The following is a 21,117-nucleotide window of genomic DNA, read 5'->3' on the forward strand; positions in this document are numbered from 1 at the left end:
GAGTGCGGACCGCCATTTGACCGGTTAATGGGCGCAGTATGCTCGGTGAAGGTCACCTGTCCGGCGCTCAAAGGTGGCTTTTTTCAATTTCAGGCGGTATAAAGTCCAAGTATCTTGAATCAAGAATAATCATTTAGGACTGTTATGAACGTTGCTCCCCGGATGTTCCACGCTTTGGTGGCACCTTTGCTGATGGTGCTGGCGCTGCTTATGCCGATGTCGGCGCAGGCCAACGATCACGGCGGCGGTGGTGGCGGCCCGGAGCCGATGATTTTCACCGTTAATCTGGGTGCTGAAAATTATTTGCAGTTCGGCCTGATTCTGGAAGCGGCCAATCCGGAAGCCGAACATGCACTGGCCTCATACAAACCGATGATTCAGCATGAAATCATCTTGCTGTTGTCCGGTAAAGACGCTGCAAAGTTGCGCACGCTGGAGGGCAAGAAGGCGCTGATCGAGGAAATCCTTGAGTTGGCCAACCATGTCATTCATGAAGATGAAAAAACCGGCGTCAAGGAAGTGCTGTTCACCAAGTTCCTGATCCAGTAAGGCTGTTTACCTCGTCGATGACGACCTATTCTGCTTCAATTGACGCTGCACTGGAGCAGATTGCTGAACATCTGCGCGATGCCCGGCGGGTACTTTTTATCACCGGGGCGGGCATTTCAGCGGACTCCGGCTTGCCAACCTACCGCGGCGTTGGCGGACTCTACGATAGTGATGAGACGGAAGAGGGAATGCGCATTGAAGATGCGCTTTCGGGCCAGATATTTGCCGTTCGGCCGGATATCACCTGGAAATATCTGATCCAGATCGAAAAGACTTGCCGTGGTGCCAAGCCGAATGCTGCCCATCTGGCGATTGCCTGCCTGGAAGAGCATCTCGATCGCGTTATGGTGTTTACCCAGAACGTCGATGGCCTGCACCGCCAAGCGGGTAGCCGGGAGATTATCGAAATTCACGGCAACCTGCAGGAATTGGTCTGTACGGCCTGCACTCACGAGGAAGCTGCCGCAGACCTAGCCGAACGCGAAATACCCCCGTTGTGTCCGGTTTGTGGCGTGGTATTACGGCCCAAGGTCGTGCTTTTTGGCGAAGCCCTGCCCGAAGGTGAGCTTGATCGCTTTATCGATGCCTTTCAGGAGGGTTTTGATATCGTTTTTACGATCGGCACCTCCAGCATTTTTCCGTACATCACGCAGCCGGTCGTACTGGCGGCCTGTAGCGGAATTCCGACCGTTGAAATCAATCCGGCACGCACCCAGCTCAGCGATATGGTGGACTATTATTTGCCGCTTGGCGCCGCCGAGGCAATGACTGAAATCCTCGACAGGCTGGGCCTGTACCCGGTTCTGACGGATTAGTTGGGAATTTGCCACAGCACCCCGAATGAAAAATGGTGCAGTGCAACAAAGTGGTTGACAAGCCATTTCCATTGGTTAGAATTGAGTCATGCTGCAGCGCAACATAAATGTGCTGACAACCGATTACTTAACCTCAGGAGATTCAACCATGTTCACCAAACCCGAAGATTTCGCGAAGTCCGGCATCAATACCGCCCTGTTTTTCGCCAACACCACCTTTGACGGCATCGAGCGTCTGGCCCTGTTGAACCTGGCCGCTGCCCGCTCTGTTTTCGAAGGCGCCATGTCCAACTTCACCGCTCTGCTCGGCGCCAAGGATGTCAATGCCTTCGTTTCCCTGCAGAAGGAAATGGCTTCGCCGTCCATCGAAAAGGGCATGGAATACTCACGTAACGTGATCGCCATCGCTTCCGAAACCAAGGAAAAGCTGGCCAAGGAAGTCGAAACCAAGGTTGCTGAAACCAACGCCAAGGTTTCCGGCATTGTTGAAAAGGCTCTGGCTTCCGCTCCGGCTGGTTCTGAAGTCGCTGTCGCTGCCGTCAAGAGCGCAATCAAGACCGCCAACGAAGCCTACGAAGGCCTGAACAAGGCTGCCAAACAGGCTGCTGAAGTTGCCGAAGCCAGCGTTGCTGCCGCTACCAGCGCCACGATGAAGGCCGCCAACGTTACTGCCCCGAAGGCTTCTGCCAAGAAGGCTGCCTAAGCGCAGACTGCTTGTCGCAGTGATATAGCCGGAGTCTGACTGCGGTTACGAGAAAAGCCCTTGCTTGCCGAGGGCTTTTTTCTTTGAAACACCGAAAGGAGTAACGCCATGCCACACACCCACGCTCATACCAAGGCCGAAGCCATCCACGATGCTTTGGAGGTTTTCGAAGAGGAGCATCACCATCACCCGGATGCCCATGAAAAAGCCCGCCTGGTGTCGGACACCATCAAGGAATGGGAGCATGAAGAGGTTGAGGTCATGCACCATGCGACGGACATCGCGAACTGAGTCCGTATCAGGGTCGGTCTGAATGCAGACGGGGCAAGCCAGGATAATGCCGGCTTGCCCCGTTTCTTTTGGCCAGCGTTTCAGCGCGCCAATTACTTGCGACTGGCTCTGACCAGCTTGCCCTTGCCACCGCGACTACCGCGACAGATTTCAAGGCGTTCGCCCTTGAGTTTGCCGGCAACGCCATCCACCACGGGAATAATGTCGTCCAGCCCGGCCTTGCCCGGCGTCGCATCAATCAGCTTCAGGCCGCGCCCCTTGGCCAGCATCCGGACTTCTGCTATGTCGAAAACCAGCGCACGGCCGTCCTTGGTGATGCAGGATATTTCGCCCTGGCCCGGTGCCGGCATGAAGACTGCAGGCACTTCATCTTCGCCCAGGCTCAGGAAGGCCTTGCCCGCCTTGCCGCGAGACAGGAAATCCTCTCCCTTGCAGCGGAAGCCATAGCCACCGTCGCCGGCAACCAGGTAAAGCTGTTCGTTTTTGACCGCCAAGGCCAGACAAGGCTTGCCACCATCCTGGAAGTCGGCCAGCGAAGTGGCCGGAATACCATCTCCCTTGCCGCCGGGAATATCAGACGCGGCGATGGAATAAGCGCGGCCATGGGTGTCGAGCAGGACCAGTTGATCGACCGTCCGGCAGGGCAGGCAGGCCAGCAGGCTGTCGCCGGAGCGGAAAGTGAGTTGGGTTGGATCAATGTTGTGGCCCTGGCGCGAGCGCAGCCAGCCGTGTTTGGAGACGATCAGGGTCGTCGATTCATCGACAATGGAAACCGTCTTGGCATCTGACATCGTGACCTTGGCATCGGCTTCGATGAAGGTGCGGCGGTCGTCGCCATATTTTTTCGCATCGGCTTCGATTTCGGCGGCAACGCAGGTGCGCATGGCCTCATCGGAGTCGAGCAGCTTGTTCAATCCGGCCGCTTCCTCGCGCAACTTGGCGAGTTCTTCGCCGATCTTGATGCCTTCCAGACGCGCCAACTGGCGCAGGCGGATTTCGAGGATGTCTTCGGCCTGAATCTCGGACAGCTTGAAGTGCGCCATCAGGTCGACCTTGGGGTCGTCCGACTCGCGGATGACTTTGATCACCTTGTCGATGTCGAGCAGGACGGCCAGGCGGCCTTCGAGGATGTGGATACGCTTTTCAGCGGCGGTCAGCCGGTGGCGGGTACGCCTTTCCACGGTCGACAGGCGAAAACGGCACCATTCGGCAATCATGCTGTACAGCGAAGCCTGGCGCGGCGTGCCATTGACGCCGAGCACCGTCAGGTTGATCGAGGCATTGGTTTCCAGGCTGGTGTGAGCGAGTAGCATGCGCACCAGATCGTCCTGCCCCTGACGGGAGCTGGCCGGCTCGATGACCAAGCGTACGGCGTGTTCCTTGCCGGATTCATCACGCACACCGCTTTCTGAAATCGACGACAGGAAGGCCGCTTTCAGGTTGAGCTGTTCCGGCGTGAATACTTTCTTGCCGGCCTTTTCCTTGGCTACCGGATTCGAGCAAGCTTCGATTTCCGACAGCACGGTGGCAGTCGAGACGCCTGGTGGCAGTTCGGTGATGACCAGCTTCCATTGCCCGCGGGCGAGGTTTTCGATTTTCCATTTGGCGCGCACGCGCAGGCTGCCGCGGCCGCTGCGGTAGGTGGCGGCGATTTCTTCCGGTGTTGAAATAATCTGCGCACCGCCGGGGTAATCCGGGCCGGGAATGATGGCCAGTACTTCGTCTTCACTGAAATCCGGATTCCGGATGAGTTCGACGGCGGCTTTTGCCACTTCGCGCAGGTTGTGTGCCGGGATTTCAGTGGCCATGCCGACAGCGATGCCTGAGGCGCCGTTGAGCAGGCAGAAGGGCAGGCGTGCTGGAAGCAGGGCGGGCTCGTCGTTGGCGCCGTCGTAGTTCGGCTTCCAGTTGACCGTGCCTTCATCCAGTTCGGCCAGCAATAGCTCGGCGATGGGCGTCAGGCGGGCTTCCGTGTAGCGCATGGCAGCGGCGTTGTCGCCGTCGCGCGAGCCGAAATTGCCCTGGCCATCGACTATGGGGTAGCGCAGGCTCCAGTCCTGCGCCATGCGGACCATGGCGTCATAGACCGAAGAATCGCCGTGCGGGTGGTATTTACCGATCACGTCACCGACGACGCGGGCCGATTTGACGTGGCGCGGGCTTTTGTACAGGCCCATGCGGTGCATCGCGTAGAGGATGCGGCGCTGCACCGGCTTCTGGCCGTCGGCAGCCGAGGGCAGGGCGCGGCCGGTGACGACGCTCATCGCGTATTCAAGATAGCGGCGGGCGGCGTAATCGGCGGGAGATGGAATGTCACCGGCCGCGCCGTTGGCAGCCGGGGGCAAATCCGGCGGTGTGGTGTCGCCTGCTTCGGCAACGTGCAGGTCGTCCGTCAGCGATGTGGGGGCTTCCGAATCGGTGCCGGCATTGGCTACCTGCTCCGGATCAGTCTTGAGTGGGGCGTTCGGGTCGAAAAGTTTCAGCTGGTCAGTCATGGCATTCTGTAGTTACTGCGCGGTCTGTACGGTGTGCGTGCCGGATGGTACCCGAAACCGGCCTCGATACAGCATCAGGTACGCCGGCAGCTTTTCGAAGATATTGGACGAATGCGGTACGGCTCTGTATTCCCGAGTCGTATTCCTTGCCCTTAGAGAATCTATTAGGGATAATTAAATCAAATCGATGCGGCAGATAAGTATCTGATGGTACAAATGATTCAGTGAGTTTGTTTGTTCAATTTCACGCGGTTTTCAAGCGTTTTCCGGACTGATCCCATGAAGCTGATCCCAGTATTGCTGCTGCTTTGTGTCACCTCTGTCGCACACGCAGAGGAAGAGCGGATGATCCGTATCTGCGACGATACCGGCTGCTCCGATCGTCCGCGTAGTACCACCACCTTCAACCCAGCTGCTGAAGTAAATACCGATGCCGAGCGTCGTCTGGCTGCCTTGAAGGCAAAGGCCGAAAAGGATCCACGCGCCGCGTACGATCTGGGCTTGCGCTATTTTCGCGGTGATGGCGTGCGCCAGGATAGTTATCAGGCCCTGCAGTGGATGCGCGATGCCGCCGAACGTGGCGATCGCAAAGCCCAGACGGCCGTTGGCAAGCTCTACCTGATGGGTCTGGAGGAAATGGGCTCCGACCCGGCCGAGGCCGAGAAATGGCTGTCGATTGCTGCCGGTCGAGGCGACAAGGAAGCGAAAAAGCTGCTCGGCCAGGCAAGCGCAGCCAAGAAGAATGAAGTTGCCTATCGCCGCTGGGTGGATACGCAGCGCGTGTATTTGCGCGAATACTGGCAAAGCCGTTATACCTACCGTTGGTATTGGGGCAATGGCGGCTGGTACTACCGTGATGATTATTGAACCGATTTAGTGACCCCAACAGAAAGTTGATCGACATGAACACCAAGAATCTTTCATTTTGTCTGAGTGCGGCGGCGGCCTTGATGCTGGCCGGCTGTGGTGGCGTCATCCAGTCCGGCAATGCACCAACGGCGGCGACGGGTGGGGCGGCGGGCGGCACCAGCGTGGGTGCCAATCCCACGCTGGAACGTTGTCCGGCACCGCTCGGTACGCTGGCCGTCGACGATGGTCGCGGCAAGGAGTGGTACGCCAGCTTCGGCCGGGCGACCAAAATTACCACCATCGAGCCTTTGATTCGCCTGGCAGTCCAGCAGTCGAACTGCTTCATCATCACCTCCATTGGCAATAATCGTCTGGAGAGCAAGTTGTCAGGAATAACTGACAAGCAACGCAATTCCGGTGAGTTCCGGGCCGGTTCTAAGCAGCAAAAGGGACAGCGTGTTGCGGCTGACTACTTTATGGATCCCTCCATCGTGATTGATGAGTCACCGACCGGTCGTCTGGCCGGTGCAGTTGGCGGTGCGTTGCTCGGCGGTCGTGGTGGCCAGCTGCTAGGGGCCGGCATGGAAAGCAGGGTTTCGGTTGTCACCCTGTCGCTTTTTGACATTCGCTCATCGGTGCAAATTGCTATTTCCGAAGGCAATTCGACGGCAACCAACTTCGGTGCGGCGCTGGGTGCGTTCGGTGGCGGAGCGGCTGGCGGCCTGAGCGGATTCTCGCAAACGCCGGAAGGCAAGGCGACCGTTGCAGCGTTCATGGATGCCTACAACAGCATGGTCATCTCGCTGCGCAATTACAAGGCGCAGGACGTCAAGGGCGGCTTGGGTCGTGGTGGTACGCTGAAGGTCAATTGATCGATATGGCTTCTGCGCGCCATATCACCTGATATCTGTGTGATGAAGGTCATTGAAAAAGCGCCGCTGGTCGGCGCTTTTTTCATGTCCGAAAATTTCAATTTTTGCAGAATTTTCCGGTTGACCGCGGGATAACCGAGCTGGGCCGTCAATCGGTTGGAATACCCCGTGCGAGCAATGGAAGTACTTTGTCCGGCGCGCTTAAGCAGGCGTTTCCTTCAAGCGCTCGGCGAGAAAATCGACAAACACACGAATTTTCGGTGGCAAATGCGTTTGCGGCAGCCAGATTGCCCAGGCTGTCTGGCCGAAGGGGCAGACCGGTGTCCAGTCCGGCAGCAACGAAATTAGCCGGCCATCTGCAATTTCCCGATCCACTGCGTAGTTCCAGACCAGCCCGATGCCCATATCGGCGAGCAGCAGGTCGCGCACGACTTCGCTGTTATTGACCACCACATTGCTCGTCACGCACACTCGCATCTCTTCACTGCCGCGCTGAAAACGCCATTCGTTGCCGAATTCGCGCAGCCCGTAGTGCAGACAGTTGTGGCCGGCGAGATCGGCGGGCGTTTCGACTTTTTGTCCTTTTTTCCCGTTGACCGTGGAACAGAGTCGATAACGGACTGGCATCAATGCCTTGGCCACCACCTGGTCAGGCGGGGAGCGCGTCAGGCGCAGAGCGACGTCGTAGCCTTCATCAACCAGATCGACGATGCGGTCGAGCAGGGTCAGTTGCAGATCGATCTCCGGGTAGCGGGCGAGGAATTCTGGAATCAACGGGGCCAGGCAGAGTTTGCCGAACGTGACCGAGGCAGTGACCCGCAGGGTGCCGCGCGGTGCATCAAGCAGGCCGGCAGCGAGGCGGGCGCTTTCATCGAGCAATGCAACGCCTTGCGACGCCCGTTCGTAAAGCACCCGGCCGGCTTCGGTCAGTGACATGGCGCGTGTCGTCCGCTGCAGCAGGCGCAGGCCGAGTTGCTTTTCAAGCCGGTTGATACGCTTGCTGACGGCCGATTTGGTCAGCCCCATGGCCCGCGCCGCCGATGAGAAGCCTTGCGTATCGACCACCCGGACAAAAGCAGCAAGGTCGGATAAATGATCGAGTGGATTGATTGTTTCCATTGGGCAACAAACTGTTATTAATTTACTGGATTGTATCGAATTAGCCGCAATGAAATGATGGCATCGTCACTTCAAACGGAGAAAACCATGCCCCTGATCCAGATTACCTTGAGCGGCCCGGCTGCCACGCCAGGCTCGATTCAGCATTTGCAGCAAGAAACTACCCGCCTGATGCAAACCATCCTGCACAAGGAGGCGGCGCTCACGGTGGTCAGCGTTGCGCAGTTACCGGCAGGGGCCAGCACGGCCAACGGGCAGGCGGTGGCCGTCAGCGCCGCCATGCAGGCGCTGATTACTGCCGGCACCAACAGCGCCGCCGAAAAAGCGGATTTCATTTTTGCTGCAAAATCCCTGTTGACCGCAGCAATCGGCCCTGTCGCAGCCCCCATCTACGTTGCGCTGCACGAACTGCCGGCCGACAGCTGGGGTTACGACGGCGAAACGCAGGCCGCGCGCAAAGTACGGCGCGAGTTGGCAGAAGCATCCGGCGGTGTCGCATGAACGCCCGTACCCTTCGCCAGATCGGCGGCGTACAGGCCAGTCTGCAGGCTGGCGCAACGCTGGTTGCTGCAAAGACGGCCGTCGTGCTCATCGACTACCAGAACGAATACCGCAGCGGGCCTCTGACGCTACCGGACGAGCCAGTAGCCAGCAACGCAGCCCGCCGACTGCGCGCCTGGGCTGACTGCGCCGGCGTTGCCGTCATTCATGTGCTGCATCTTGCCCCGGCCACGGCGCCCATTTTTGCGCCGGATTCCATTGGCACTGCGGCCATCACCGGGCTGGCACCTGGTGAAGGTGAGGCGATTATCCATAAACACTTGCCCTCGGCGTTTACCGGCACCGGCCTGAACGATGAATTGCAGGCACGCGCCGTGGAAACACTGATCATCGCCGGCTACATGACCCACAACTGCATCGATTCAACAGCCCGCGAGGCATTCCATCGTGGCTACCGGGTTGGCGTGGTGGCCGATGCCTGCGCGACCCGAGATCTACCGGGGCCGGATGGAGCCACGATTCCTGCCGCAACGCTTAACGCTGCGGTGCTGGCCGGATTGGGGGACCGCATCGCAGAAATTGTCGATGTGGCGACGCTGGCGGCGATGAAAATCGGCTGAATTTGCATGCTTGCGACAGCTGCCCGGAAGGCCGCGTTTTGTTAGCGATGCATCGAATTGCCGTGACTTTTATATAAAAATGTTAAGCCGCGTTCATATAAATTAACCAAACCGACACTCAATTTGATTAGTATTAACTTGCGTTCCGGATTCTCCGGGGGTTTTTCACTCGTATTTAAGGAGCTCAAATGGGAATCTTTAGCAATATTTTGGCCAAACTTGGTTTTGGTGATGAGAAGAAGGAAGTTGTTGCCGATGCAGCACCGGCCAGCGCGGACGCTGCCGCTGCAGCGCCTGCTGCACCGGTCGCGATCAGCGCAGTTGATGTCGTAGCGAAGCTGGAAGGGATGGCCGCGAGCCACGCCGAAAAGCTTAACTGGAAGACATCGATTGTCGATCTGATGAAGCTGCTCGGTCTCGACAGCAGCCTTGCCGTGCGCAAGGAACTGGCCACCGAACTCGGTTGCCCGGCTGACAAGATGGGCGATTCCGCCCAGATGAACATGTGGCTGCACAAAGCCGTGCTGCAGAAGCTGGCCGACAACGGCGGCAACATCCCGGCTGAACTGCTTTGATCGATCGCTGATAGCGTCGTATTGGCAACACCAAGGCCCGTCCAGCACGGGCCTTTTCTTTTGGTGCTTAGCTGGCGAGACCCTCGTCCAGCAGTCGCTCGCATTCCAGCATCAGCGACTCGGCGATTTCAGAGTGATGATTGGGATCGAGTGATTCCATCATTTCATGGGCGGTATACATGCCGGCTTCGCGTGACAGACTGCTCTGAATCTGGCGGGCGAGTTGATCGCTGAGGGCAGAGAGCAGCCGGCGTTCGTTGAGCGGCAGCTTGTTTTTTGAACGACTTAGCCAATCGGCCGCCAGACTGGCGCCCTGCGCTTCAGTCAGCCATTGCGAATGCTCGTAAAAAGCCGTCAGGCGCTCGGCGGCAAGGGCGAAAATCAGCGCGATGCGCATGCCGCGTTCGGTCATGGATGGGCTTGCAGCCTTCTCCCAAGTCATTTTTCACCATCTTTTGTTATCCTGCCGCACCTTATCACGCCCGCTGCGCCCATTGCCGGAATGCCCTGAATGTCACTGAACACCCTTGAAGATCTGCGCGCCGGCAAGCTGGCGGGAAGTCGCCGCCTGAAACTGGCTTGCGCCCTGAGCGAATTTCCACGCGAGATTTTCGATCTGGCAGATTCGCTGGAAATTCTGGACTTATCCGGGAATGCACTGTCAGCGCTGCCCGACGATCTGCCGCGCCTGCACAAGCTGCGTATCCTGTTCTGTTCGGACAATCCTTTTATCGAATTGCCAGCCATTGTCGGTCAATGTGCCGCCCTGGAAATGGTTGGCTTCAAGGCGAACCGGATTCGGACGGTGCCGGCGGCGGCCTTGTCGCCAAAGCTGCGCTGGCTTATTTTGACCGATAACCGGATCGCCGAACTACCGCCGGAAATCGGCCGGTGCACGCGCTTGCAGAAGCTGATGCTGGCCGGCAACCAGTTACGGTCGCTGCCGCCGGAGATGGCCAATTGTACCGGACTGGAGTTGCTGCGTATCGCGGCCAACCGATTGACGGAATTACCCGATTGGCTACTTTCCTTACCGAGGCTGTCGTGGCTGGCTTTTGCCGGTAATCCGTTCTGCCAGGATGGCCCGGAGCAGGCCGTGGCTTTACCGATCCATTGGGATGATTTGCAGATCAGCCATCAGTTGGGGGAGGGCGCTTCGGGCGTCATTCATCAGGCCGAATGGCGCTCTGCACAAGGTTCGCAGCCGGTGGCGCTGAAGCTTTTCAAGGGCGCAGTGACGAGCGATGGTTTGCCGCTGAATGAAATGAATGCCTGCTTGACCGCCGGCGAGCACCCGAATTTGATTGCGGTGCTTGGCAAGCTGGCGGCGCATCCCGAGGACGCGCATGGGCTGGTCATGGCCTTGATCGACCGCAGTTTTCGCAGCCTCGCCGGGCCACCCAGCCTGGATTCCTGCACGCGTGACGTCTATCCGCCCGAGACCCGCTTCGATGTGGACGATGCCATTCGTATCGCGCTGGGCATCGCTTCGGCCGCTCAACATCTGCATGCGAAAGGCATTCTGCACGGCGACCTCTATGGTCACAATATTTTGCACGCTGCCGATGGTCAGGCCTTGCTCGGCGACTTTGGTGCGGCATCCTTTGTGCCGCCCGATGATCCGGTCGTCGCCAAGGCTCTGGAGCGTATCGAGGTGCGGGCTTTTGGCTGTTTGCTAGAGGAATTGCTGGCGCGCTGCGTGTTTGGGGCCAATGCTGCGGTCAACCGGAAAAAAGCCGACAAAATGAAATGTTTGCAGGCCGATTGTTCGCAGGAAAATGTAGCGGCGCGACCGCAGTTTGCGAGTATTTCCAAGACGCTGGATGGCCTGAGGCAGCAATAATCGCGTTGTCACCCGCTTGGGCGAGGCGATTCAGCCTGTCGGCGGGCCCTCGGTCAGATGACTCATGCGTCGGTACAAGGTCCGTTCGGACATACCCAAATGCTGCGCCAAAGCTCGGCGGCTGCCATCAAAGCGACGGATTTCGTCGGCCAGCTCCCGGTCGTCGAGTTTAGGTTTACGGGCCTTGCGTGGCTTTTCGCCAGAGAGCAGTGCTAGCGAAAGCGGCATTTGGCCGCCTGACAAGTGGTTGAGTTGAATTTCATCCCCATCGCACAGCAGGCAGGCACGTTCGAGCATGTTGCGCAGTTCGCGAACATTACCGGGGAAGGCGTAACCCCTCAGCCAGTCAATAGCAGCTGCTGACAGGCGCAGAGTGCGACCGCCGGCAACTCGGTGCAGCAGGCTCTCGGCCAGCAGGATGACATCCTCGCCACGGTCGCGCAGCGCCGGTAACAGAATCGGGAAGACATTCAGGCGATAGAACAGATCCTGGCGGAAACTGCCTTTTTCGATCATCTCGGCCAGCGGACGATGTGTTGCCGAGATAATGCGAATCTCGGCCTGGCGAAGTTCCGGCGAGCCGACCCGGCGGAAGGTGCCGGTTTCCAGCAGGCGCAGCAGCTTGACCTGAATCGACAGCGGAATGTCGCCAACCTCGTCGAGAAACAGCGTGCCGCCCGATGCCGCTTCGATCAGTCCGGTCTTGCGCGCCGTGGCCCCAGTGAAGGCGCCGCGCTCGTGGCCGAACAGTTCACTTTCAAACAGTGTTTCGGCCAGCCCGGAGCAATCGACGGCAACAAAGGGCCGTTCGGCCCGGCGGCTGAATTGATGGATGGCATTGGCGGCCAGTTCCTTGCCGGTACCCGACTCACCCTGCAGCAGGACCGCAGCATCGGAAGGTGCGACGCGGCCGATCATCTCCATCATGTTCAGGAAGGGGGGGGAGCGTCCGATCAGGCTATAGGCATGATTGTCGCAACGGGTGACGGCAAATGGTTCGAGTTTCTCGATGTAGAAGACGATTTCCCCGTGCCCATCGCGGATGGGAGACAACTCGATGTTCTCGAAGTGCTCGCCAAGGCGGGTGTGATGGACGTGGGTGACGCGCTCGCGTTGTCCCGAAATCAGACTGCGCTGCAGGGGGCAGGACTCGCCGGCCTGGTCGCAGGGCACCGTGTAGCGGTGCGATACGTCGTAGCAGGTACGGCCGACCACGTCCTGGTCGCTGACCCACTTGGAGCGAAAGGCATCGTTTGCGGCCAGAATCCGATAGTGGCGATCGCACAGGATGTGTGGTTCGTCGAGATTTTCCAGAAAGGAAATCAACTCGCTCGGTGGATTCGGGGTGTCTGCCATATCTCTCCTTGTACTGCCAATATCTGCCACATCTACCGCCAAAACTGCCACGATATATTTTGGCAGAAAGTTTGGCAGATGCCTTAAATATTTTTCCCCGTCAAATCATTCGCTTATCAATCTGCTTCCATGCCGTGCCGGCTGGCACGAGTATTGATAAGTATTGTCTGATATTCAGTGGATTGTCTGGCGATCAGTCACCACTCCCCGCCTGAACCAACTGCCGGAGATTTCATGGCCACACCGATGTGGCCAGAATAAATCAATGAATCTTAAAGATCGAAAGCTGCGCAACGATATCGCTCTGGTCATCGTCATCAAATTGATGCTGATCATGGCCTTGTGGTGGCTTTTCTTCCGGGGAGCAGACGTCAGTGTCGACGATGCGGCTGCCGCCGCCCATCTGCTCAGCTCCCCAACACCTCATATTTCTATCAATGGAGAACCCCATGCTCAGTGAGCAACTTGTCGATCTGTCGCGTCTGCAGTTCGCGGTCACCGCCCTTTACCACTTCTTGTTCGTACCGCTGACTATCGGCATGACCTGGATACTGGTCATCATGGAGTCGGTGTACGTGATGACCGGCAAAGCCGTTTACAAGGACATGACCCGCTTCTGGGGCAAGTTGTTCGGCATCAATTTCGCGCTCGGCGTCACCACCGGCATCACCATGGAGTTCCAGTTCGGCACCAACTGGGCCTATTACTCGCATTACGTCGGTGACATTTTCGGTGCGCCGCTGGCCATCGAGGGGTTGATGGCCTTCTTCCTTGAATCAACCTTCATCGGCCTGTTCTTCTTTGGCTGGGATCGGGTGTCGCGCAAGCAGCATCTGCTGATTACCATCTTGATGGCTGTCGGTACCAATCTGTCGGCATTGTGGATTCTGATTGCCAACGGCTGGATGCAGAACCCGGTCGGCGCCGAATTCAGTTACGTGACGATGCGCATGGAAATGGTCGATTTCGCAGCCGTCCTGTTCAACCCGGACGCCCAGGCCAAATTCGTGCATACCGTGTCCGCCGGCTATGTCACGGGCGCGATGTTCGTGTTGTCGATCTCCGCCTTTTACCTGCTGCGCGGCCGGGATGTCGAGTTTGCCAAGAAGAGTTTCCGCATCGCCGCCGCCTTCGGATTTGCATCGATTTGTTCGGTCATCGTACTCGGTGACGAGTCCGGCTACACCGTTGGTGAAGCGCAGCAGACCAAGCTGGCGGCGATGGAAGCGATGTGGGAAACCGAACCGGCACCGGCCTCATTCAACCTGATCGCCATCCCCAACGAAGCTGAGATGAAGAACGATTTTGCCATCGAAATCCCTTGGGTCATGGGCTTGATCGGTACCCGCTCGCTGGACAAGCAGATCCCCGGTATCAAGGAAATCCGGATCAAGAATCGCGAACGGATCATTTCCGGCATGAGCGCCGTGACCGCCCTCGAAGCACTGCGCAAGAATCAGAGCGATGTCGCCATGCAAACTGCCTTCGAGGCGCACAAGGCGGATCTCGGCTTCGGGCTGCTGCTCAAGAAATACGTCAGCAATATGCGCGACGTGACGCCTGAAATCATCGACAAGGCCGTGGCCGATACCATTCCGCGCGTCACCCTGATGTTCTGGGGCTTTCGCCTGATGGTCGGCTTCGGTTTCCTGATGCTGGCACTGTTCTCGGCCGCTCTTTTCTACTCGATCAAGGGCTGTTTTGCCGAACGACGCTGGCTGTTGCGCAGCGCCCTGTGGCTGCTGCCGCTGCCCTGGCTGTCCTGCGAACTGGGCTGGTTTGTCGCCGAATACGGCCGCCAGCCGTGGACCATCTACGGCGTGCTGCCCACCCACCTGTCGGTATCGACGCTGTCGGTGAATAGTCTTTACGGTTCGCTGGCCGGCTTCATCGGCTTTTACACCGTGCTGCTGATCGTCGAGATGTACCTGATGATCAAGTTCGCCAAGCAGGGGCCGGGCAGTCTCGGCACCGGCCGTTACGACAACGAATATGCCCACGCCTGAGGAAAGATCATGATCTTCGATTACCCCACCCTGAAATTCATCTGGTGGCTGCTGGTCGGCGTGCTGCTGGTCGGTTTCGCCATCATGGACGGCCATGACATGGGCGTCGGCACCTTGCTGCCTTTCGTGGCCAAGGAGGACGTCGAGCGCCGCGTCGTCATCAACACCGTCGGCCCGCACTGGGACGGCAACCAGGTTTGGTTCATCACCGCTGGCGGGGCTATCTTTGCCGCCTGGCCGCTGGTCTATGCGACGGCATTTTCCGGATTCTACTGGGCGATGCTGGCGGTGCTCTGGGCCTTGTTCTTCCGGCCGGTCGGTTTCGACTACCGGAGCAAGATTGACAATACCACCTGGCGTACGGTCTGGGACTGGGGCCTGTTCATCGGCGGTGCCGTGCCGCCGCTGATCTTCGGCGTTGCGTTCGGCAACCTGTTTCAGGGTGTTCCCTTCAGTTTTGCCGACAACCTGATGTCGACCTACACCGGTAGTTTCTGGGGCTTGCTCAATCCATTCGCGCTGCTTTGTGGCGTGGTGTCGACCGCGATGATCACTTTTCATGGCGCCATCTATCTGATGCATCGCACCGAGGGCAGCATCCAGCAACGGGCGCAAACGGCCATGCTGATTTTTGGCAGTCTGCTGCTGGTGACATTTTCGGCTGCCGGTGTCTGGCTCTGGCAGGGGATAGAAGGATATGCCATTACCTCGGCGGTCGATCCGGCGGCGTTGCCCAATCCGCTGGCCAAGACAGTCGTTCGCGAAGCCGGCGCCTGGCTGGCCAATTACAGTAAATATCCCGCCACTCTGGCGCTGCCCGTACTCGCCTATCTCGGCACGCTCGCAGCGATGCGGCTTGCCGTCCATCGGCGGACGTTGTCGGCCTTTGTCGCCTCGTCTCTGGCCATCGTCGGTGTCATCGGCACAGCCGGTGCCTCGCTCTTTCCCTTCATCATGCCGTCATCCAGCGATATGCGCTCCAGCCTGACGGTCTGGGACAGCGTGTCCAGCCACCTGACGCTGAACATCATGCTGTGGGCGACGCTGATTTTCATGCCCATCATCATCATCTACACCAGCTGGGCCTACCAGGTCATGGCCGGCAAGGTAACGACTGCCTACATCCGCGAAAACGAACATGCGGCGTATTGATCAAACTTTTGCATGAATCGATGCGGCGCGTCAGGCGTGCCGCGCCAACTTTTAAGCGCCTGCGCATTCTGCAGGTCAGGTTCTGAAAGGAAAGACAAGATGTGGTATTTCACGTGGGTTCTCGGCATCGGCTTCGCTGTTTTGCTCGCCATCCTCAATGCCCTGTGGGGTGAGAACGAGGAGGCGCGCAAGGCTTCCCGTGGTCCCGGCAATGGACACTGAAACGTCGCAGCCAGTGATGGACGACGAGCAGAGCGGATTGCCCGGGATGGCGCTTCTGCCGTTCCTTGTTGCCCTGGTGCTACTTGGCCTGCTGACCGTCTGGCCGGCGATTGCCACCGATACAGATGGCCGCGCAGACCATCTGACCGCGCTCTTGCTGCTGTGGTCGATGAGCGCCGGCTTCGTTCGCGGTGTCGGCTTTGTTCCGCAACATTTGATTCCACGCTGGCTGCTATCTGGCGGCGCCTGTCTGGTCGCCCTGGCCCTGGCGATTGTCCGCCTCGCTTCCTGCGGTCGACTGGATTTTTTGACGTAAATTGAAAGGATTATTCCCCATGCAAATCGCTGTTACCAGCCAAAACCGCAAGACCGTGACCGAACATGCCGGCAAGTGCCGAAAGTTCTGGATTTATGATATCAAAGCCGGCCGCGTCGTCAGTCGTCAACTGGTCGAACTCGGCATCGAGCACAGTTTTCACGCCAGTCACGACGCCTTTCCGGTTCAGCTCGCCAATATCAATGCGCTGATTACCGGCAGCATGGGCAATGGCCTCTATCAACGTTTGATGCAGCAAGGCGTTAAGCCGGTGATCACTGTGGAAGAAGATCCCGATACCGCCGTGCAGGGTTATCTGAACAACACGCTCGACCTGTTCCCGGTGGGGCATCATGCGTGCGAGGGCCACGCCCATCATTGATCTGGCACCTGGGTCTTGTCCAAAAACGTTTGGCGCACCGCCAGCTGCGTGACCCAGGACACAGAGCTTTATTTTGATAAACATTAGAATTTACTGAAATACGGCATTCCAGCGATAGCGGAGATTGTTCTTCTGCCAGTGCTCAGCGATCGCCAAATTGTCCTCTATAAATTCTTTGTCACCGGAAAAATGGCCATGGCTGCCGAACAACCCCGAATCTTCATCCTTGGCGCCAGTTTCGCTGCGCTGACGGCGGCGCGTGAATTACGCCGTCGGGCGCCAAAAGCCGTGATCACCCTGGTCGCGCCAAAGGCGGAATTCGTCTATCTGCCGAGCATGATCTGGATACCGGCGGGCATTCGCAAAGGTAGCGACCTGATTGTTCCACTGGCCCATTTCCTGAAGAAATACGCGCTGGAATTTATTGCCACCAAGGTGACCGGGCTGCGTGACGGTGGTCGAACGGTCGTCACGGAACGCGGTGCATTTGCCAACGACGGCTTGGTGGTTGCCACCGGTGGCCGCTTTCTAAAGGGCATGCCGGGCATCGAGCACGCTTTGACGCTGTGCGAAGGCGTGTCGGCGGCTGAGAGCATTGCCCAACGTCTGCGCGACATGCCTGGCGGCCATGTTGCCTTCGGTTTTGGTGGCAATCCGAAAGAGCCGTCAGCCATGCGCGGTGGGCCGATGTTCGAATTGCTGTTTGGTGTCGATACCATGCTACGCCAGCAGGGGCGGCGCGATCGCTTCCATCTGAGTTTTTTCAATGCCGCCGCCGAGCCGGGCAAACGACTGGGCGCCAAGGCAGTGCAAAGCCTGCTGGCTGAAATGGGCCGTCGGAATATCGATACCCATCTGGGCGAGAAGATTCTTTCATTCACCGACAAGGCGGTAATACGTGAAGGCGGTGAATTGCCGGCTGACCTGATCCTGTTCATGCCAGGGCTGACCGGGCCGATCTGGGCTGCTGATGCGGGTGTCCCCTTGTCGGATGGCGGCTTTTTTCCGGCCGACGAATTCTGTGCAGTAAAGGGTATGGACAAAGTGTTTGTTGCCGGCGATGCAGGTAGTTACCCCGGCCCGGACTGGTTACCCAAACAGGCACACATGGCCGACCTGCAGGCCCGCGCCGCTGCCGAGAACCTCCTTCTGGCTATGGCTGGCAAGCCGGCCAAAGCCAAACCGAGGCCGGAACTGATCTGCATTGTTGATGCCGTCAACACCGGCATGCTGGTTTATCGTGACGCCAAACGCAGCATGATGCTGCCATCACTACGGATTTTTCACTGGGCCAAGCGCTATTTCGAAACGCACTATCTGCGCGAGTTTCGCTGAATGATTTTATTGCGCCGATTATCTAATATCCGGTCACCCCGCCAAGGTCAGCTTTTCAGCGGAGGCAGGGCGAACGTCAAGTTCGATTCAATAGCGGGCTGAAAGCGCCTTGGAGATTCGGTAGCGCGCCACCGTTGTCTTCGGCACCTTGCCGGAAAACCAGCTACGCACATCCTCATCCAGCCCGATGCCGTGCATGTAGTTGTAGAGCGCCTTGTTCAGCGCCTTGCCCAAGCTGTCGTGGTCGACCCCGGTCGGGTCGGTGAAGTCGACATCGTTGGAGGCGAAGCTGATCGGCGGCAGGGCCTTGAGCTTGATGCCGTATTCGGCCGGATTGAGGCCGACCGGTGAATGCACGGTGCACGCGAAGCGGTGGAAGAAACCGGACTGGATGCAACCTTCGGCGAACAACTGGCGGACGTATTCGAGCGCATCGACCGTGTCTTGCACCGTTTGCGTCGGGAAGCCGTACATCAGGTAGGCGTGCACCAGCACGCCGGCCTCGCTGAAGGCACGGGTAACGCGGGCGACCTGGTCGACTGACACGCCTTTTTTCATCAGTGTCAGCAGGCGGTCGGAGGCGACTTCCAGACCGCCGGAAACAGCGATGCAGCCGCTGTCGGCGAGCTGGTTGCATAGTTCGGGCGAGAACGACTTTTCGAAGCGGATATTGCCCCACCACGAGATGGCGCGATTGCGACGTTGCAGTTCGTCAGCCAGCGATTTCAGGGCTTTCGGCGGGGCCGCTTCGTCGACGAAATGAAAGCCGGTCTGGCCGGTTTCCTCGATGATGCTTTCGATGCGGTCGACCAACAATGAGGCCGGGGCGCCGTCGTAGCGGCCGATATAATCGAGTCCAACATCGCAGAAACTGCATTTTTTCCAGTAGCAGCCGTGGGCGACGGTCAGCTTGTTCCAGCGTCCGTCCGACCACAAGCGATGCATCGGATTGAGCATATCGAGCAGCGACAGGTAACGGTCGAGCGGCAGGCCGTCCCAGGTCGGCGTGCCGACTTCGGCGAAAGGGATGTCTGGTTCGCCGGTGTTGAAGTAGCGCACAGTGCCATCAATGCGGGCATAGGTGCGGACCAAACCATTTTCCGGCTTGGCGACCATGATCGGGATGACTCTGGCTGTCGGGTCATTCTGTGACGAATCGCAGGACGATTTGGCCGCCTGCTCATTTGGCAAGCTGTAGCCCAGATGTTCGAGCAACGCGAGAATCGGTCGCTCGCCATCATCGAGCGTGACGTAGTCGACATAATCGAAGACGCGCGGCTCTTTCAGTTCGCGCAACTCGGTATTCACCCAGCCGCCACCGAGCACCGTGACGATTTTCGGGTTGTGTGCCTTGATCGCCTTGGCCATGCGGAATGCGGCATAGACCGAGCCGGGGAAGGGCACGGAAAGCAGCACGATATCGGGATTGCTACGGTCAACGGCAAAAATTGTCAATTTTTCAAAAGTGCTGTCGACCAGCGTTGGCGCAGCCGACAAAGCTCTGGCCAGTGGCTCGAACGTCGGCTGGCTGCGGGCCAGCGATTCGGCGTAGCGGACGAATTCAAAGCGCGGATCGACTGCCTCGCGCAACACGTCTGCGAGATCGTTCAAATACAGCGTGGCCAGATGCCGCGCCCGGTCCTGCACGCCGAGCGACCCGAAAGCCCAGGCCAGCGGGTCGCCGCCGTCTTCGTCGATATAAACATCCAGTGGTTCGAAGCGCGGGCCTTCCGGCAGAAAATTTCGGCCGGCAATGCGAAATCCCATAGACGGATCACGTCCTTGCAGGAAGGCGATGGCTGGGGTCACAGTGGCCAGATAGCGGTCGAATTGCTCGCAAAAATTGTTGATGACAAGCGTGTGCTTGCGTGGCGGCAAGCCATCTACCCGCTGGCGAATGGCTTTCAGGCCGTCCGGCGAAAAGAGTTCGAGGACCAGTTTGAGCGCTATGTCCTCCTGCATCGCGTCGATCCCGCGTGAGCGCAGGAAGCCCGTCAAATAGGCCGTGGACGGGTAGGGCGTGTTGAGCTGGGTCATCGGTGGGATGACCGAAAGAATTCGGGGTTTGGCTAAGGGCATGATGGGGCGAATGATAGGCCAAGGTAAGGGCTTTTAGCGCAGTTTCCTTCAGCCGACGCATGCTGATTCGGCGCGTCTACGCGCGTCAGCGCCCCAGTTTTTGGCGAATTTTAGGTAGCGCGGCCAGTGCAGCGCGTTCGCCCTCGAGCATGGCATCGTTGCGGGCCGCGAAGTCCCAGGATTTTACATAAGGCAGCCGGGGTCGAATCACCACATCGGCGCCCTTCAGCTCATTGGCGCCAATCACGCCACCCATGATGGTCGTGGTCTGCCAGATAATGGCGGTCAGGCTGTCCACCGGTTGGCCTTCGGGACGAGCCGAAATATCAACGGCAATCACGAAATCGGCCCCCATGTCGCGCGCCGCCTGCACCGGGATCGGGCTGCTCAGTCCGCCATCGACGTAGGTTTTTCCGCCAAATTGCGTGGGCTGGAAAATGCCGGGCACGGCGGCAGAGGCTCGTACGGCCAGACCGCTGTCGCCCGTACGGAATACGACGCGCTCACCGGTATTCAGATCAGTGGCAACCACGGCGAAAGGCTTGTTCAGTTTTTCCAGTGGTCGCATGTTCAGGTGTTGGTTGATGAAATCCTGCAGGGCCTCACCCTTCAAGAAGCCACGTCCGCCCAGGGTCCAGTCGGCGAAAATTTTTTCATCGAGCTGCTGGGCGATTTTCTGCATTGCAAACGCATCATGGCCGGACGCATAGAGCGAACCCACTACAGCACCAGCGCTGGTGCCGACGATGTAATCCGGCACGATGCCTTGCGATTCCAGCATCTTGATGACGCCGATGTGGGCAAATCCGCGTGCTGCGCCACCACCAAGGGCCAAACCGATTTTCGGCTTGGTCGTGGCGGCCTGCGGCGTCTTCTGACCTGACGGCAACAGGGCGCACGCAGTCAACAGGAGCACGCTCAGCGCCATCAGGCAGACGCGAAGATAAGCCGGAGGGGTGTTTCCGGGTTTCGAACAGGTAAGGGTAGGGGGAACTTTCACGATGCTTTCGGGATTCTGCGAGGACAAGGGCGCCAGT

Annotated in this window: 23 protein-coding genes; 17 read left to right on the forward strand and 6 right to left on the reverse strand. The window is 58.5% G+C overall.

Translation table 11 applies throughout. From position 1 onward, the window contains the following. Positions 1–144 precede the first annotated feature (144 nt). The 4 genes from IPJ12_00125 to IPJ12_00140 all read left to right on the forward strand — a co-directional run bounded on the left by IPJ12_00125 (position 145) and on the right by IPJ12_00140 (position 2,358). Positions 145–549: a flagellar basal body-associated FliL family protein gene (locus IPJ12_00125; protein MBK7645618.1), complete on the forward strand. Its 405-nt coding sequence runs from the start codon at positions 145–147 to the stop codon at positions 547–549. Between the two features lie 17 nt (positions 550–566). Beyond that, positions 567–1,364: an NAD-dependent deacylase gene (locus tag IPJ12_00130; protein MBK7645619.1), complete on the forward strand. Its 798-nt coding sequence runs from the start codon at positions 567–569 to the stop codon at positions 1,362–1,364. Between the two features lie 148 nt (positions 1,365–1,512). After that, positions 1,513–2,067 (forward strand): phasin family protein, encoded by a 555-nt coding sequence (locus IPJ12_00135; protein ID MBK7645620.1) that lies wholly within the window; start codon positions 1,513–1,515, stop codon positions 2,065–2,067. Between the two features lie 108 nt (positions 2,068–2,175). Continuing rightward, the gene (locus IPJ12_00140; protein ID MBK7645621.1) at positions 2,176–2,358 is read left to right on the forward strand and encodes a hypothetical protein; all 183 of its coding nucleotides are present in this window, start codon (positions 2,176–2,178) and stop codon (positions 2,356–2,358) included. A gap of 92 nt (positions 2,359–2,450) precedes the next feature. Here IPJ12_00140 and parC read toward each other — a convergent pair whose 3' ends face one another. Next, positions 2,451–4,853: a DNA topoisomerase IV subunit A gene (parC, locus tag IPJ12_00145; protein MBK7645622.1), complete on the reverse strand. Its 2,403-nt coding sequence runs from the start codon at positions 4,851–4,853 to the stop codon at positions 2,451–2,453. A gap of 279 nt (positions 4,854–5,132) precedes the next feature. On the opposite strand from parC, the gene IPJ12_00150 reads away from it, so the two are divergent. Beyond that, positions 5,133–5,720 (forward strand): sel1 repeat family protein, encoded by a 588-nt coding sequence (locus tag IPJ12_00150; GenBank protein ID MBK7645623.1) that lies wholly within the window; start codon positions 5,133–5,135, stop codon positions 5,718–5,720. Between the two features lie 35 nt (positions 5,721–5,755). Further along, on the forward strand, positions 5,756–6,574 hold the full coding sequence (locus tag IPJ12_00155; protein MBK7645624.1) for a hypothetical protein: 819 nt from the start codon (positions 5,756–5,758) through the stop codon (positions 6,572–6,574). A gap of 201 nt (positions 6,575–6,775) precedes the next feature. Here IPJ12_00155 and IPJ12_00160 read toward each other — a convergent pair whose 3' ends face one another. After that, positions 6,776–7,693, reverse strand: coding sequence for a LysR family transcriptional regulator (locus IPJ12_00160; GenBank protein MBK7645625.1), 918 nt, complete (start codon positions 7,691–7,693; stop codon positions 6,776–6,778). 87 nt (positions 7,694–7,780) lie between these two features. On the opposite strand from IPJ12_00160, the gene IPJ12_00165 reads away from it, so the two are divergent. The 3 genes from IPJ12_00165 to IPJ12_00175 all read left to right on the forward strand — a co-directional run bounded on the left by IPJ12_00165 (position 7,781) and on the right by IPJ12_00175 (position 9,389). Then, positions 7,781–8,194: a 4-oxalocrotonate tautomerase gene (locus IPJ12_00165; GenBank protein ID MBK7645626.1), complete on the forward strand. Its 414-nt coding sequence runs from the start codon at positions 7,781–7,783 to the stop codon at positions 8,192–8,194. Further along, positions 8,191–8,814, forward strand: coding sequence for a cysteine hydrolase (locus IPJ12_00170; protein ID MBK7645627.1), 624 nt, complete (start codon positions 8,191–8,193; stop codon positions 8,812–8,814). Before IPJ12_00165 ends, IPJ12_00170 begins: the two co-directional genes overlap by 4 nt. A gap of 188 nt (positions 8,815–9,002) precedes the next feature. Next, entirely contained in the window at positions 9,003–9,389 is a 387-nt protein-coding gene (locus tag IPJ12_00175) for a DUF3597 domain-containing protein (GenBank protein ID MBK7645628.1), read from the forward strand. A 67-nt stretch (positions 9,390–9,456) separates the two neighbouring features. On the opposite strand, the gene IPJ12_00180 is transcribed toward IPJ12_00175, so the two are convergent. Further along, positions 9,457–9,831 (reverse strand): hypothetical protein, encoded by a 375-nt coding sequence (locus IPJ12_00180; GenBank protein ID MBK7645629.1) that lies wholly within the window; start codon positions 9,829–9,831, stop codon positions 9,457–9,459. A 69-nt stretch (positions 9,832–9,900) separates the two neighbouring features. On the opposite strand from IPJ12_00180, the gene IPJ12_00185 reads away from it, so the two are divergent. Then, positions 9,901–11,232 carry a serine/threonine-protein kinase gene (locus tag IPJ12_00185; protein ID MBK7645630.1) on the forward strand — a complete coding sequence of 444 codons (1,332 nt, stop codon included), beginning with the start codon at positions 9,901–9,903 and terminating at the stop codon, positions 11,230–11,232. 30 nt (positions 11,233–11,262) lie between these two features. On the opposite strand, the gene IPJ12_00190 is transcribed toward IPJ12_00185, so the two are convergent. Next, entirely contained in the window at positions 11,263–12,588 is a 1,326-nt protein-coding gene (locus IPJ12_00190) for a sigma-54-dependent Fis family transcriptional regulator (GenBank protein MBK7645631.1), read from the reverse strand. Positions 12,589–12,853: 265 nt separating this feature from the next. On the opposite strand from IPJ12_00190, the gene IPJ12_00195 reads away from it, so the two are divergent. The 7 genes from IPJ12_00195 to IPJ12_00225 all read left to right on the forward strand — a co-directional run bounded on the left by IPJ12_00195 (position 12,854) and on the right by IPJ12_00225 (position 18,001). After that, entirely contained in the window at positions 12,854–13,048 is a 195-nt protein-coding gene (locus IPJ12_00195; protein MBK7645632.1) for a hypothetical protein, read from the forward strand. Then, positions 13,038–14,594, forward strand: coding sequence for a cytochrome ubiquinol oxidase subunit I (locus IPJ12_00200; protein ID MBK7645633.1), 1,557 nt, complete (start codon positions 13,038–13,040; stop codon positions 14,592–14,594). Before IPJ12_00195 ends, IPJ12_00200 begins: the two co-directional genes overlap by 11 nt. A gap of 9 nt (positions 14,595–14,603) precedes the next feature. Beyond that, the gene (gene cydB, locus IPJ12_00205) at positions 14,604–15,746 is read left to right on the forward strand and encodes a cytochrome d ubiquinol oxidase subunit II (GenBank protein ID MBK7645634.1); all 1,143 of its coding nucleotides are present in this window, start codon (positions 14,604–14,606) and stop codon (positions 15,744–15,746) included. A 99-nt stretch (positions 15,747–15,845) separates the two neighbouring features. Continuing rightward, on the forward strand, positions 15,846–15,968 hold the full coding sequence (gene cydX / locus IPJ12_00210; GenBank protein MBK7645635.1) for a cytochrome bd-I oxidase subunit CydX: 123 nt from the start codon (positions 15,846–15,848) through the stop codon (positions 15,966–15,968). Next, positions 15,958–16,284, forward strand: a complete 327-nt coding sequence (locus tag IPJ12_00215; protein MBK7645636.1) for a hypothetical protein — start codon at positions 15,958–15,960, stop codon at positions 16,282–16,284. Before cydX ends, IPJ12_00215 begins: the two co-directional genes overlap by 11 nt. Before the next feature lie 19 nt (positions 16,285–16,303). Further along, positions 16,304–16,666 carry a nitrogen fixation protein gene (locus tag IPJ12_00220; protein ID MBK7645637.1) on the forward strand — a complete coding sequence of 121 codons (363 nt, stop codon included), beginning with the start codon at positions 16,304–16,306 and terminating at the stop codon, positions 16,664–16,666. A gap of 195 nt (positions 16,667–16,861) precedes the next feature. Then, positions 16,862–18,001 (forward strand): FAD-dependent oxidoreductase, encoded by a 1,140-nt coding sequence (locus IPJ12_00225; protein ID MBK7645638.1) that lies wholly within the window; start codon positions 16,862–16,864, stop codon positions 17,999–18,001. 87 nt (positions 18,002–18,088) lie between these two features. Here the strand turns inward: IPJ12_00225 and IPJ12_00230 are convergent, their stop codons facing one another. Further along, positions 18,089–20,080, reverse strand: coding sequence for a radical SAM protein (locus tag IPJ12_00230; protein MBK7645639.1), 1,992 nt, complete (start codon positions 20,078–20,080; stop codon positions 18,089–18,091). An 85-nt stretch (positions 20,081–20,165) separates the two neighbouring features. Further along, positions 20,166–21,008, reverse strand: coding sequence for a patatin-like phospholipase family protein (locus IPJ12_00235; protein MBK7645640.1), 843 nt, complete (start codon positions 21,006–21,008; stop codon positions 20,166–20,168). Positions 21,009–21,117 lie beyond the last annotated feature (109 nt).

This window comes from Betaproteobacteria bacterium (assembly GCA_016709965.1).
GTDB classification, from domain to species: domain Bacteria; phylum Pseudomonadota; class Gammaproteobacteria; order Burkholderiales; family Rhodocyclaceae; genus Azonexus; species Azonexus amarohabitans.